We start from the raw sequence: 13,193 nt of genomic DNA, 5'->3' as shown, positions 1-13,193 counted from the left end.
AAATGGCAAAAAAAATTAAGAAAAAAAATAAAAAAGAAAGCCCAAGATATAACCGCAAAAGTTTATCAAAACTTATTGATGGTATTTTTTCAAACAACCCAACAAAAACATTCAATTACAAACAGATTTCCAGTGCTTTAGAAATTAAAGACATGGGAACAAAACAATTAATTGTTGGTATTCTATACGATTTAGTTGACTTGGATGCACTGACTGAAATTTCAACAGGAAAATTCAAGCTAAAATCGAGAATGGGCAACATTACGGGAACTGTTGATATGACAGCTCGTGGTGCAGCATTTATTGTATCAGACGATATTGAAGAAGACGTTTTTGTATCACAAGCAAACCTTAATCGTGCATTGCATGGCGATACAGTTACTGTCTACTTATACGCACGTAAAAAAAGCAAACAGCCTGAGGGAGAAGTTGTCGAAATTATTAAAAGGAAGAAAACCAGTTTTGTTGGAGTTGTTCAAACCTCAAAAAACTTTGCTTTTTTAATTCCTCTTGGAAGAAATATGCCTCACGATATTTTTATTCCTTTGTCACAACTAAATGGAGCGGTAGATGGCGATAAAGCTATTGCTCAGATGACAGAATGGCCTAAGAAAGCGAAGAATCCTATAGGGCGAATAACGGATGTATTAGGGAAATCAGGTGACAACGATACCGAGATGCATTCGATTCTTGCAGAGTTCGATTTGCCATATAAGTTTCCGGAGCATGTGAACGAAGCGGCAGAAGAAATCTCTGATGAGATCACTAAAGAAGAGATTGCTAAACGACGTGACTTTAGAGATATCACGACTTTTACAATTGACCCGGCTGATGCAAAGGACTTTGATGATGCTTTATCGCTTCGAAAATTAGAGGATGGCAATTGGGAAGTTGGTGTTCATATTGCCGATGTAACGCATTATGTGCGTCCGGGAAGCATTATTGAGCAAGAAGCCTGCGAGCGTGCAACTTCAGTTTATTTGGTTGATCGAGTTGTACCGATGTTACCAGAGCGTTTATCGAATGGCTTGTGCTCATTGCGTCCTAATGAAGAGAAATTGACTTACTCGGCGGTGTTTGAGATGGATGAGAATGGTGATATCAGTAAAACCTGGATTGGTAGAACGGTAATTTGTTCTGATCGTCGTTTTACCTATGAAGAAGCTCAAAATGTAATTGAAACAGGCGAGGGGGATTATGAGGAAGAGATTCTTTGCCTCGATAAAATAGCTAAAAAGCTAAGAGCACGACGATTTAAGCAAGGTGCTATTGATTTTGACCGATATGAAGTGAAATTCGATATCGATGAAAACGGAAAACCGCTTAGTGTTTACTTTAAAGAGTCGAAAGATTCGAATAAGTTGATTGAAGAATTTATGCTTTTGGCAAATAAAAAAGTGGCTGAGTCAGTTGGTCGGGTACCAAAAGGGAAAACAGCTAAAACTTTTGTTTACAGAACACACGATCAACCCAATACACAAAAGCTGGAAACCTTCAATAACTTTATTCACAAGTTTGGCTATAGTCTTAAAACAACCAATGCAAGTGCAATATCAACATCCTTAAACACATTATTACATGATGTGAAAGGTGAGAACATTCAGAATTTGGTTGAGACATTGGCGATACGATCAATGGCAAAAGCTGAATATACGACCAATAATGTAGGCCACTATGGTTTGCATTTCGATTACTATTCACACTTTACATCACCAATTCGTCGTTATCCGGATATGATGATTCATCGTTTGTTGAACCAGTATGAAAATGGTGGAAAATCGGCTAATTTGGATAAAACCGAATCGCAGTGTAAGCATTGTAGTGATATGGAGCAACGTGCTGCTCAGGCAGAACGTTCCTCAATCAAGTACAAGCAAGTTGAGTTTATGATCGACAATGTGGGTGAGGAATTTGAAGGAACCATTTCGGGCGTTACTGAATGGGGATTCTACGTAGAACTGAATGACAACAAGTGTGAGGGAATGGTTTCTATTCGTGAGCTGGAGGATGATTATTATGAGTTTGACGAAGAGAACTACTGTATTGTTGGTCGTCATCACAGAAAAATATACCAATTAGGCGATGAGGTGAAGATACTTGTTACAAAAGCAAACTTGGCTGCTAAGCAACTGGATTTTGTTTTAGCTGATTCAGATCCAAAATAATAAACTTAAAAAGCTCAAAAAATAAAACAGGCCAGATTCTTTCCTTAGAATCTGGCCTTATTTTATTGTTATACAGTTAAATATCAGAAATATCTTAATAAATCATAAATTAAGCCGACTCATTTCATTCCTCCACTCTTTTTATGTAATTTTGATTGAAGCAGATAAAGGAAGAAAATTTCTTTATTGCATCTCTTTAAAATGTATTAACCAAGATTACTTGCCGAATGAAGAAGATTTTAATAATTGATGATGATCCAACAATATGCCTGATGCTTCAAGGTTTACTTAAGCGTAAAGGTTTTGATGCTGATACTGTATTTTCTGCAGGAGAAGCCTTAAAAAGATTGGAGAACATTCAATTTGATCTTGTTCTAAGTGATTTTCGTCTTCCTGATTTTGATGGATTGGAACTTCTACAGAAAATAAAGGCCATGCATCCTCATGTACCGGTCATTATCATGACTTCTTATGCTGATATAAGAACGGCAGTGAATGCAATTAAAATGGGCGCTTACGAATACGTAACCAAACCATTAAATCCTGATGAAATTCTATTGCTTATTAATTCAGCCTTAGAAAAATCAGAAGAGCCAAAGAGTTCAAAAAAGACAAAAGAAAAAAAGAAAAAAGATGAGATTGAATTTGTTCGAGGAAACAGTTCGAATTCTCTTCAAATAGATCAATACATTAAACTGGTTGCTCCTACTGATATGTCGGTTATTATTGAAGGGGAAAGTGGTACTGGGAAAGAAATTGCAGCACGTAGAATTCATCACGATAGCAAAAGAAAGAAAAAAGCATTTGTTGCTGTAGATTGCGGTGCCTTATCGAACGATTTAGCTGGAAGTGAACTTTTTGGTCATATAAAAGGATCTTTTACAGGAGCAATTAACGATAAAGAAGGACAATTTGAAGCCGCTCAAGGTGGAACTCTATTTCTTGATGAAATTGGAAATCTATCTTACGAGATTCAAATTAAGCTATTAAGAGCTTTGCAAGAACGAAAAGTAAGACGTATAGGGAGCAATAAAGATATTGATGTAGATGTTCGAATTGTCGTTGCAACCAATGAAGATCTTTCTGTATCAGTAAATAAAGGTGATTTTAGAGAAGATCTGTATCACCGATTAAATGAATTTAAAATTACTGTTCCTGCTCTACGAGATCGAAATGCAGACATTGAATTGTTTGCTAAATATTTCCTAGACTTATCGAATCATGAACTAAATAAAGAAATCTCTGGCTTTAGCGCCGAGGTTTTAGAGAAGTTCAAATCTTACTCATGGCCGGGTAATTTAAGAGAAATGCGCAATGTCGTGCGAAGATCTGTTCTACTTAGTCCTGGAGAGGAAGTTGAATTAATTAGTTTGCCAAACGAAATTCTTAAAGATAGTGCAGCATCTAACATTATTGTTGAAGGTTCGAACCTTAAGCTAATTCAGGCTGCAAATGAAAAAGAATTGATCATATCTACCCTTAGAAAAGTAAATTACAATAAATCGAAAGCGGCTAGAATGCTCAATATCGATAGAAAAACCTTGTACAATAAGATAAAGCAATACGGAATTGAAATCTAAATTTTTCTAAACCGATATCTCTTCCTGAATGCTAGAAATCACAATTTCTGTATTGATTTCTACCTCCTTTATTAAATCACTAATATCATCAAATTGAGGATTTGCATTTTCCTTTTTATGCAGTAATTCTTCCAATTCCGTCAATAAAGGCACCACATCAATCACCCTTAATTGGTTAAATGAGCTTAGCATCTTATGTGATATTTCGCCAATCCCTAAGTAATCCTTTTTTTGCAATCCATCCTTCAGTAAAGCGACATTCTCATTCGCCGATAAAATAAATTGCTGTAGTATTTGATTTATTAATTCCTGATCGGTTGTAAACTGCCTTATTTGGCTTAAATCAAATAAACTCTCTTCAAGAACAGCATCAGCAAGCTGAAGTTCAAGCAATTCATCATCTACCTTATGCTCAAATAAGTCCAAAAGCATTTTAATAAGTTTGGCCTCATCGAATGGTTTAACCAAACATTCTGTCATTCCTGAATGCAAGTACTCTTGCAAATCAGACTCCCTTACATTTGCAGTTAAAGCCACAATTGGAATCTCAGCTTTTTGAGTTTGAGTTAATTTTCGAATCTGTCGACACAACTCAATCCCTCCCATTTCTGGCATATGAATATCTGTAAGAATCAGATCATAGTTCTTTTCTCGAACTAAATCAAAAGCTTTTAAGCCATCTTCAACAAAATCGGCTTCCAAACCCCAACCTCCAAAAATCGTTTTCAGCAATAACAAACTGTACGGATCATCATCAGCAACTAAAAATCTTTTTGCTTTAAGTGCTTCTGGAATTTGAATCTCCTTTACACCTTTAGAATCAATAGTTTCCTCCTTTGATTCCAAAAGAGGTATGCGTAAAGTAAAACAGGAACCTTTTTCCAACTCACTCTCTACAAACAAATCGCCACCAAGTAATCTGGCTAGTCTTCTACTAATGGCAAGACCCAAACCCGTTCCTCCATATTTTCTGGCCGAGAAGGAATCTGCCTGAGAAAAATCTTCGAAAATAGTTTCTAATTTACTTTCATCAATCCCTATTCCGGTATCAATAACTTTCACTTCAAAAATGGAATAATTATCACTAGGAATAACCGAGGCCTTTATCGTCACCTCTCCTTCGTTGGTAAACTTTATGGCATTGCTACCTAGGTTTAAAAGAATCTGTTTGATTCGAAAAGGGTCGCTATCTAAATTAATTTTAGGGTCGCCAATATATTCCCAATTGAAATTGAATTTGCGATTTTCTGCACTCACATTTAAAACATCATAAACATCAAAAATCAAAGTATGAGGACGAAATGGGATGTTTTCAATGTGCAATTTCCCAGCTTCAATTTTAGATAAATCAAGAATCTCATTCACTAATCCCAACAAATGCTTCGAAGAATTCTTAAGAACTCTAACAAATCCTTTTTGCTTTTCTTCTAGTTGGGTTTTATTCAATTGATTCGTAAAACCAATAATTGCATTTAAAGGCGTTCGTATTTCATGACTCATTATCGCTAAGAAATCCTCTTTCACCTTCGCCAATTTCTCAGCTTTTCCCTTAGCTACAACCAACTCAGAACGGTAAAAATTACTTTTCGTGATATCTGTTAAAATGAAGATGATAAACAATATTCCGAGAACGAATCCCACGATAATAATAACAGAGATCATGAAAATAGAATCATTTGCAGCTCTCTTTGCAAGACTTGTATCAATAGCTAATTGCTCCAAACGCTCCGTTTCCAATTGTCGAAGCAAGAGTTTTATTTTATCCCAAATTATCGTGTTCTCCTCTAATAATCTCAACTCTTCTCGAGACACAATCTCTCTATTCAATTGTTCTTTTGCCTGTGCAGTTTGCAACATGGTTTCCAAACTTCTCAATAAACTATCTGCCTGTGGCAAATAGGTCGTATCAACAGTAACCTTTGTTCTTTGAATTACCGTCTCTGAAGAATCTACTTTTTCATCTTCCTTTTTAGAAAATAACTTTGCCAAGAAGCTTTTCTTCTTCTCCTGTTCATTTTTCTGCATTTCTACAGCCCTTACAACAGTGTCTAAAATGGTTGTTGTGGTCGTAGTCGTTTTAATTTTTGTCTTTGTGGCATCCGAAACTTCACTTAATTGTTTCATTGCTTTTTCAGATAATTTCTCTTTCTCTTTCGACCTTTTTAACCAAACAAACCGCTCTAACTTATCAGCACGTTCCTCTAATAAAAAGTTCATTGAATCAATTAAAAAGATCGATTTACTACTATCCGGACTATATGCTCTTAAGGAATCAAGGTCAGACTGTATGTTTAAAATATTTTCAGCATAATGCGCTAGGTATCTTTCCTTTTTGGTTAAAGAATAGATCCTAATTTTGTTCTCCGCTTCCGATAGGTTGGTAAGCACACGATTCATTCTGGTCATTTCAGCGTCTGGCTTCGAAAGTGAAATCACCGAATCGAGAAGCTTATTATAGCTTCCGTAAGCAATAAAGAGTGAGGATAAAATCGCTATAAAAACGAAAATATATCCAAGTATCACCTTAATCTTAATATTGCTTTTTTTCTCTGAGACCATTCGCTTATCTAGAATTTGAATCTTTTGTGTAGAAACTGAATCACTACTTGTAAAGTTAAGAAGAATTTTTTTAGTCGTATTTCTTAAATTTTCTATATGCTATTCGCAGTCTGCTAACTATTTCTGGGGATTATATACCCAAAAACTGGGGAATTATTCCCCATGCAAATTGGGGACTTAAATCTCACCTCTTTTTAGAGCACAAAATAAGCTCTACATTTCATCCTGATTAGCTGCACTTTGCGAAAGTAAATCCAATAAATTAACTGATCAGAAACTTTTGGCATGATATTCACATATGTATTGGAAACAAGTAACGAAACCTAATCTCTAAAAACTAATTTATGAAACGTATTATTATAGCATTGTTGATCGTTCCTTTCTTTGTTGGGTGTAATCAAAAAGAATTAAAACAACTAAGAGAGCAAAATCAGCAACTAACTGTAATGGCTCAGGAAAAAGATTCTTCTATTAATGATTTTATTGGTGCATTAAATACAATTGAAGAAAACCTTGAAATTATTAAGCAGAAAGAAAATATCATAGCAGTAAACGCTGAGAATCCAAATCAATCTCAGAAACAAAAAATTGCAAGTGATTTAACATCAATCAATAACTTACTAGAACAAAATAAGCTAAAGATTGAAGAACTAGATAAAAAATTAAACAATAGCTGGTACCAAAACTCTAAGTTACGCAAGTTAACTGATCGTTTAAAAGCAGAATTGGAAACAAAAGAAGGCGAAATTGTTGTTCTTAATGATAAAGTTGCAAAACTAAACATTGAAGTAGAAAACTTAAATGGAAAAGTAACTGAATTAAACGGAACTGTGTTGGCTTTGAATACTGAAAACGAAAACAAAGCAAAACAAATTGAGAACACAACAAGCAATCTAAATACAGCTTACTATGTATTTGGAACTAGTAAAGAACTAAAAGAAAAGAACGTAATTTCTAAAGACGGTGGATTCATCGGAATTGGAACAACTGCTGTTCTTAGTAAAGATTTTAATACAAGTGAATTTGAAAAGATTGATATCACCAAAACTACTACGATTCCTGTTATCGGGAAGAAGATTAGTTTAGTAACCAATCATCCAAGTAGCTCTTATAAGGTTGAGGGAGTTGAAACAGTTGAAGGAATTACTATACTAGATCCAGTTGAATTCTGGAAGTCTTCAAAATACCTAGTAGTATCGGTAAGATAATCAATACATGGTTGAGTTTTAAGGTTGTCCAAGAAAGGCTGTCAGGAGTGGCGGCCTTTCTTATGCTTTATACTTTCTTAAATTAGAAAGCTATTTTGAAAGTTCTTGAGTTTTTGTACTTTAGTATTTAAATTTAATTTAAATAAAAATAAGACTCATGAAAGAAGCATATCAAATCAATAAAGTTTATTCAATAGTACTGCTACTTGCAGGATTATTTGGCTTTGTAACTAGATATTTAGAAGTAGGAGATTGGCAGTTTACAGCTTTAATTCCTGCATTTTTTGGCCTTATTCTATATTTCTGTACACCAGGTATTAGAAAAGAAAATGCGGCCATAGGACATGTTGCAGCACTAGTTACTTTACTTCTGGTGATAATGTCGCTTGTAATGCTATCGAAAGGCTTATTTGGCGATGCAGAATGGGGACGCAAACAATGGATCTTCCTTTTAATAATTGCTGGAGGTATATGGAGCTTACGCAGCCAAATATTGTATTTTAAAGCACAAAGAAGACGAAAAGCCAGTCAGGCTAAATCATAAAAAAAGGCTCCTTAAAGGAGCCTTTTTTTATTCATGTTCTTTTATAAAATATTTTCTTTGAAACAACAGGATTAAAGCAACACCTATTGTAATATATGAATCTGCAATATTAAAAACAGGACGGAAGAATACAAAATGTTCTCCTCCCCAGATAGGAAACCAGGATGGGAAATTACCATCTATTAAAGGGAAGTAAAGCATATCTACAACCTTACCATGAAGAAATGAAGAGTAACCTCCTCCTTCTGGTAGAAAACTCGCTACCTGATAGTAACTATCGTTAAAAATCATACCGTAAAAAGCAGAGTCAATAATATTCCCCATGGCTCCTGCAAAAATTAATCCTATTGACAGAATTAGCCCCTTAGGTGCTTTCTTTTTACAAATATCATTCAAATACCAACCTATACCACAAATAGCAACGATTCTGAAAAGACTAAGCAATACCTTCCCCCACTTGCCTTCCAGTTCCATTCCGAATGCCATTCCATTATTCTCGATAAAGTGAATGATAAACCAATCGCCAAATACCGGAATATCTTCCGATAGCATTAAATTGGTTTTGATCCATATTTTAACAATCTGATCTAAAACAAGAAGCAACACAATTAGTGCTACCGATCTCTTAAATAAGGACATAATGATTCTTTAAACGTTAATTACCATCAATTTTAAGATATCAAATAAATAAAAACAAATGGTGGTAAACAAAAATGATTGGAAGACTTCTCTCCCAATCATTTTCTGTATATTATAATTTGCTTTTAAAGTTGCTTGTTCTTCGCATCAATACTAAGTGTAGCATGAGGAACAGCACGCAATCTTTCTTTAGAAATCAAATTTCCTGTCTCACGACAAACTCCATAATTTTTGTTCTCTATTCTAATTAGAGCAGCTTCTAAATGACTAATGAATTTTGCTTGACGCTGTGCCAATCTTCCTGCCTCTTCTTTCGATAAAACTGAAGCACCTTCTTCAAGAACTTTAAAAGTAGGAGAAGTATCTTCAATATCGTTTCCCGAGCTATTAGATATAACAGCTTTCAAGGTTTCATAGTCTTTCTTTGCTTTTGCAAGCTTCTGAGAAATCAAGTCTTTGAACTCTTGCAATTCTTCGTCTGTATAGCGTTTTTTTTCAGTCATAGTATCTTTTTTTTTTAAAGATAACAAAAAATCGATTATTCGCTAACTTTTTCGATCTTAATAAAGCTCTCTACACCCTGCTCAATCTCTACTGCTTTGGCTTCATTTTCGGCTAATTTTTCAACCAATTCAACGCTCACAGCTAAGGTTTGACTTCCAATATAATCTTTGTGAGTATTTACTGCTTCATTTATGGCATCGTGCATAGCAATTTCCAATGAAATTTTATCAGTAACATCAAAATCGCTATCCTTACGCAAATTTTGAATTCTATTGATGAATTCACGAGCAATACCTTCCTGACGTAACTCCTCAGTTATGTTTACATCAAGAGCAACAGTAAGCTTTCCTTCGTTAGCAACTAACCAACCTGGAATATCCTCAGAGATAATTTCAACATCTTGAAGAGTCAAAACTACATTCTCGTCGTTTACAACAATTGTAAATTCAGATGCCTTTTCGAAAGTCACGATATCATCCTGATTCATCTTAGCAATCTCACCAGCAATTTGCTTCATGATTTTACCATGCTTTGGTCCAAGAGTCTTAAAGTTCGGTTTAATCTTCTTGATCAATACACCTGATGTATCCGTAATGAATTCCATCTCTTTTACATTAATCTCAGAAAGGATAATGCCTTTTACAGCTTCCAATTGAGGAATCATTGCTTCGTCAAGAATTGGAACCATAATCTTACTCAATGGCTGACGTACACGAATCTTCACCTTACGACGAAGACCTAACACCATAGAAGAAATCTTCTGAGCCATATCCATACGTTCTTCCAAATCCTTATCGATAACTTCAGCATCGTACTTAGGGAAATCTACCAAGTGAACAGACTCATCAGTATAACGACCTGTAGCTGAATTAAGATCTTTAAACAATTGATCCATAAAGAATGGTGCAATTGGTGATCCCAAGATAGAAATGGTCTCAAGACATTTATAAAGTGTTTGATATGCCGAAATTTTATCTGTATCATACTCACCACCCCAGTATCTCTTGCGACATAAACGAACGTACCAATTCGATAGGTTTTCGTTCACGAAATCCTGAATAGCACGACCAGCACGAGTTGGCTCGTATGCTTCGTAGCACTCTTCAACCTCTTTCACCAATGAGTTAAGAAGAGAAAGAATCCAACGGTCAATTTCAGGACGTTTTTCCATTGGTACATCTGCCTCTGAATAGGTAAATCCATCAACATTAGCATACAATTGGAAGAAACTGTAAGTATTATATAGTGTACCGAAGAATTTACGACGAACTTCTTCAACACCACCTAAATCAAATTTCAAGTTATCCCATGGTTGAGCATTGGTAATCATATACCAACGTAATGGGTCTGAACCATATTTCTCAATTGTTGAGAATGGATCAACCGCATTACCTAGACGCTTAGACATTTTATTTCCTGTCGCATCTAGTACCAAACCGTTTGAAATAATATTTTCGAAGGCTACACTATCGAAACACATGGTTGCAATAGCATGTAGCGTAAAGAACCATCCACGTGTTTGGTCTACACCCTCAGCAATAAACTGTGCTGGGAATTTCTTATCGAAATCCTCTTTGTTTTCGAATGGATAATGCTGCTGTGCATAAGGCATTGCTCCTGAATCGAACCAAACATCAATAAGGTCTAGTTCACGGAATAATTTCTGTCCCGACTCACTTACCAATACAATATCGTCAACATACGGACGGTGAAGATCGAACTTCTCATAGTTCTCTTTTGAGTTATCACCTTCTACATATTTCTCAAGCATGTTTTCGCTCATGTATCCTTTTTCGATTGACTTAACAATCTCGCCCTTAAGCTCAGGTACAGAACCAATACATTTCATTTCTTTACGATCCTCGCTTACCCAGATAGGTAGAGGTGTTCCCCAATAACGAGAACGAGAAAGATTCCAGTCCTGCAGGTTCTCTAACCATTTTCCAAAACGACCTTCACCAGTTGATTTTGGCTTCCAGTTAATCGTCTTATTTAGCTCGATCATACGATCGCGAACTTTTGTCGTCTTGATAAACCATGAATCCAGTGGATAGTACAATACCGGCTTATCAGTTCTCCAACAATGTGGGTAGTTGTGAACATGTTTCTCAACCTTAAACGCCTGACTGCTCTTCTTCAAATCAACAGCAATATCAACATCCAAAGTAGGATCTTTCTCAGTTAAACTGCTATCGAAAGCATTCTTAACGTAACGACCTGCATATGGAGCATAAAGTTCGGTATTTACATGGTTTTTAACGAATTCCTCATCAAGGTCTTCAATTTTGAAGAACTTACCTGTACGATCAACCATTGGTTGCATCTTACCTTCCTTATCACGGAAAATAAGTGGAGAAATTCCAGCAGCTTTCGCTACTCTATCATCATCCGCACCAAAAGTTGGCGCAATATGAACGATACCTGTACCGTCTTCAATAGTTACGAAATCACCTAAAATCACGCGAAAAGCATCACCTTCAGGCTTAACCCAAGGTAATAACTGTTCGTAACGAACACCTTCTAAATCTGCTCCAACATGTTCCGAAAGAGTTTTAAAAGTTAAGCGCTTGCTTCCAACTTCATATTCTCCCAATTCAAGTCCTTCGTATTTTTTATCAAAGAAATTGTAGAACAAGTTTTTAGCAAGAATAACCACACAATCTTTACCTGTATATGGATTGAAAGTACGTACACGTACATAGTTGATCTTAGGGCCAACCGCTAGTGCCGTATTCGATGGCAAAGTCCAAGGCGTAGTTGTCCAGGCCATGAAGTATACATCACAGTCGATTCCTTCGAAAAGGAAATTACTTTTTTCGTCTTTCTCAATCTTAAATAGACCAACTGCTGTTGTATCTTTTACATCCTTATAGCAACCAGGTTGGTTCAACTCATGAGTTGACAATCCCGTACCTGCTGCTGGTGAGAATGGCTGGATTGTATATCCTTTATACAAATAACCTTTCTCGAACAATTGCTTAAGCAACCACCATAAAGTTTCAATATATCGGTTGTCGTATGTGATATATGGCTCATCCATATTCACCCAATAACCCATTTTCGAAGTCAAATCTTCCCACTCACGTGTATATTTCATCACGTTCGTTCTACAAGCTTCGTTATATTCGTCAACGGTAATTTTCTTACCAATATCCTCTTTGGTAATACCCAATTCCTTTTCAACACCCAACTCAACTGGAAGTCCGTGTGTATCCCAACCTGCTTTACGGTCTACTTTAAAACCCTTAAGCGTCTTATAACGACATACAATATCTTTAAGTGCACGGGCCATTACGTGGTGAATACCAGGCATACCGTTAGCTGATGGGGGTCCCTCATAGAAAACAAAAGATGGATTTCCTTCACGAGTTTCTAAACTCTTGTCGAAAGTCTTGTTTTCTTCCCATTCCTTTAAGACATCTTTATTGATCTGTGAAAGATCTAAGTTCTTGTAATCTGGAAATTTTGTGCTCATTTATATGTAATATTTATCTAGAATTCGTCAAAAAGTTCACAAATATAGAAAAAATACAAGACATGATGATCATAGTGATTGCAGAATCAAGGGTATAAGTACAATTTTATCGACACATAAAAGCAGATTGTTCTCGCTAGAATTCCGATTGCTTATAATTCGAAATTTTTAAATTTAATTAGGTTTTAATTTGAAAGAAAATTGCAAAGATTTACAAGCTATTTTATAAATGTTAGCTTCTGTTTTATCTTATCTGAAAATTTATAGATTTTATCAAGAAGAAGTAAAATGCTTACAGTTAAACCTACAATTATATTTTTCTCAATTTTGACCCAATCATATATCCAAAATTCAAAAGCTGTTGTAACAATCGCAAAAACCACACTAAAAATTAGTACGAATATGATATTCTCTTTTGTTCTATTCATTTGTTTAATTATTATGTTGATTTATATAAAGCTTTAACAGTCTGATCTCAAAAAAAGGTGACAGATAAATATTTTTTTTTGTGTTTATCCA

9 protein-coding genes are annotated in these 13,193 nt (G+C 35.3%); 4 read left to right on the top strand and 5 right to left on the bottom strand.

Going from position 1 to position 13,193, the window contains the following annotated elements; translation table 11 throughout:
* The first annotated feature begins 2 nt into the window (after positions 1 to 2).
* Positions 3 to 2,165 (top strand): ribonuclease R, encoded by a 2,163-nt coding sequence (gene rnr / locus L3049_RS14595; RefSeq protein ID WP_275110553.1) that lies wholly within the window; start codon positions 3 to 5, stop codon positions 2,163 to 2,165.
* A gap of 227 nt (positions 2,166 to 2,392) precedes the next feature.
* A complete protein-coding gene (locus tag L3049_RS14590; protein WP_275110552.1) occupies positions 2,393 to 3,745 on the top strand; it encodes a sigma-54-dependent transcriptional regulator in 1,353 nt (450 codons plus the stop codon).
* 6 nt (positions 3,746 to 3,751) lie between these two features.
* Here the strand turns inward: L3049_RS14590 and L3049_RS14585 are convergent, their stop codons facing one another.
* Positions 3,752 to 6,304: an ATP-binding protein gene (locus L3049_RS14585; protein ID WP_275110551.1), complete on the bottom strand. Its 2,553-nt coding sequence runs from the start codon at positions 6,302 to 6,304 to the stop codon at positions 3,752 to 3,754.
* Between the two features lie 344 nt (positions 6,305 to 6,648).
* Between L3049_RS14585 and L3049_RS14580 the strand changes: the two genes are divergently transcribed.
* Both L3049_RS14580 and L3049_RS14575 read left to right on the top strand, forming a co-directional pair.
* Positions 6,649 to 7,512, top strand: a complete 864-nt coding sequence (locus L3049_RS14580; RefSeq protein ID WP_275110550.1) for a Cbp1 family collagen-binding glycoprotein adhesin — start codon at positions 6,649 to 6,651, stop codon at positions 7,510 to 7,512.
* A gap of 157 nt (positions 7,513 to 7,669) precedes the next feature.
* Positions 7,670 to 8,056: a hypothetical protein gene (locus L3049_RS14575; protein WP_275110549.1), complete on the top strand. Its 387-nt coding sequence runs from the start codon at positions 7,670 to 7,672 to the stop codon at positions 8,054 to 8,056.
* 27 nt (positions 8,057 to 8,083) lie between these two features.
* Here the strand turns inward: L3049_RS14575 and L3049_RS14570 are convergent, their stop codons facing one another.
* From L3049_RS14570 to L3049_RS14555, 4 genes are all read right to left on the bottom strand, one after another.
* Positions 8,084 to 8,695 carry a lipoprotein signal peptidase gene (locus L3049_RS14570; protein WP_275110548.1) on the bottom strand — a complete coding sequence of 204 codons (612 nt, stop codon included), beginning with the start codon at positions 8,693 to 8,695 and terminating at the stop codon, positions 8,084 to 8,086.
* A 125-nt stretch (positions 8,696 to 8,820) separates the two neighbouring features.
* Positions 8,821 to 9,198, bottom strand: a complete 378-nt coding sequence (locus L3049_RS14565; protein ID WP_275110547.1) for a TraR/DksA family transcriptional regulator — start codon at positions 9,196 to 9,198, stop codon at positions 8,821 to 8,823.
* A 35-nt stretch (positions 9,199 to 9,233) separates the two neighbouring features.
* The gene (gene ileS, locus L3049_RS14560) at positions 9,234 to 12,674 is read right to left on the bottom strand and encodes an isoleucine--tRNA ligase (protein WP_275110546.1); all 3,441 of its coding nucleotides are present in this window, start codon (positions 12,672 to 12,674) and stop codon (positions 9,234 to 9,236) included.
* A 218-nt stretch (positions 12,675 to 12,892) separates the two neighbouring features.
* Positions 12,893 to 13,102 carry a hypothetical protein gene (locus L3049_RS14555; protein ID WP_275110545.1) on the bottom strand — a complete coding sequence of 70 codons (210 nt, stop codon included), beginning with the start codon at positions 13,100 to 13,102 and terminating at the stop codon, positions 12,893 to 12,895.
* Positions 13,103 to 13,193: the final 91 nt, after the last annotated feature.

Source organism: Labilibaculum sp. DW002, assembly GCF_029029525.1.
GTDB lineage: Bacteria > Bacteroidota > Bacteroidia > Bacteroidales > Marinifilaceae > Paralabilibaculum > Paralabilibaculum antarcticum.
The sequence above is the reverse complement of the archived record's forward strand: the minus strand, read 5'-3'. Positions and strand labels throughout refer to the sequence as shown.

What these genes read in the sequence shown, in the direction of transcription:
- rnr (WP_275110553.1), top strand. Translation starts at nt 3, where the DNA reads ATGGCAAAAAAAATTAAGAAAAAAAATAAAAAAGAAAGCCCAAGATAT.
- L3049_RS14590 (WP_275110552.1), top strand. Translation starts at nt 2,393, where the DNA reads ATGAAGAAGATTTTAATAATTGATGATGATCCAACAATATGCCTGATG.
- L3049_RS14585 (WP_275110551.1), bottom strand. Translation starts at nt 6,304, where the DNA reads ATGGTCTCAGAGAAAAAAAGCAATATTAAGATTAAGGTGATACTTGGA.
- L3049_RS14580 (WP_275110550.1), top strand. Translation starts at nt 6,649, where the DNA reads ATGAAACGTATTATTATAGCATTGTTGATCGTTCCTTTCTTTGTTGGG.
- L3049_RS14575 (WP_275110549.1), top strand. Translation starts at nt 7,670, where the DNA reads ATGAAAGAAGCATATCAAATCAATAAAGTTTATTCAATAGTACTGCTA.
- L3049_RS14570 (WP_275110548.1), bottom strand. Translation starts at nt 8,695, where the DNA reads ATGTCCTTATTTAAGAGATCGGTAGCACTAATTGTGTTGCTTCTTGTT.
- L3049_RS14565 (WP_275110547.1), bottom strand. Translation starts at nt 9,198, where the DNA reads ATGACTGAAAAAAAACGCTATACAGACGAAGAATTGCAAGAGTTCAAA.
- ileS (WP_275110546.1), bottom strand. Translation starts at nt 12,674, where the DNA reads ATGAGCACAAAATTTCCAGATTACAAGAACTTAGATCTTTCACAGATC.
- L3049_RS14555 (WP_275110545.1), bottom strand. Translation starts at nt 13,102, where the DNA reads ATGAATAGAACAAAAGAGAATATCATATTCGTACTAATTTTTAGTGTG.